The following is a 671-nucleotide window of genomic DNA, read 5'->3' as shown; positions in this document are numbered from 1 at the left end:
CTCCTAGGCAGTCGTACTTAGAGGTCACCTGGGGCAGCCCTTCGCTTCAGGTCGACAAGATTCAGAAGCCTGACGAGGTCGCGGGAAATACTCCTCGTCAAGATACTCCGCCGGAGCGCCCCACGCGTCTGCTGGCTGCCCAGTGAACACGTCAAACACCGTCCAGGTTTCGTCGGGCTCCTTCCGGAGGTCGTATCTTTGAGAAGTCATGCCGTCGCTATTTTATGTCTGCGGTCGGGTTCGTCAAGCTGTGATCGGCGGAGGGCTTGGCTGAACGGATTATGAGCGAGCCAGCAGGCTCAGAAACCGGCACCTGTTTGCGCAGCCCTTTGGTGCAGATAGATAGAGTCAAAATCTGCGGCGCGGACGAGCCCTGCCCAGTCGCTCGCACGAAAACGCGAGCCAACGGAGGATATCAGACCGTCGCGTCTAAGTTCCTGAAGCACTCGGTTCACGTGCACGGTGGAAAGGCCAAGTGCGTCGCCAAGTGCAGCCTGCGTTATCGGAAGGTGGGCCACATGATCTTCAATGCGGCCTACGGAGCGCAGGCGGACTATCAGTTCGCAAAGAAGGTGAGCCATACGAGCATAGGCGTCGCGTCTCCCGACGTTGGTGACCCACTCTCGATAAATCGCCGCATCGCTCACCGTCGAGCGCCAAAACACTCTCGT

1 protein-coding gene is annotated in these 671 nt (G+C 58.7%); it reads right to left on the bottom strand.

Annotation, left to right across the window (positions count from 1 at the left end; all coding sequences use genetic code 11):
* Window positions 1–299: 299 nt before the first annotated feature.
* Window positions 300–671 (bottom strand): helix-turn-helix domain-containing protein (locus EOA13_RS37405; RefSeq protein WP_164780672.1); only part of this gene is annotated, 372 nt, incomplete at its 5' end.

The sequence above is a fragment of the Mesorhizobium sp. M7A.F.Ca.US.011.01.1.1 genome, from assembly GCF_003998295.1.
GTDB lineage: Bacteria > Pseudomonadota > Alphaproteobacteria > Rhizobiales > Rhizobiaceae > Mesorhizobium.
This window is presented reverse-complemented; position numbering and strand designations above follow the sequence as displayed.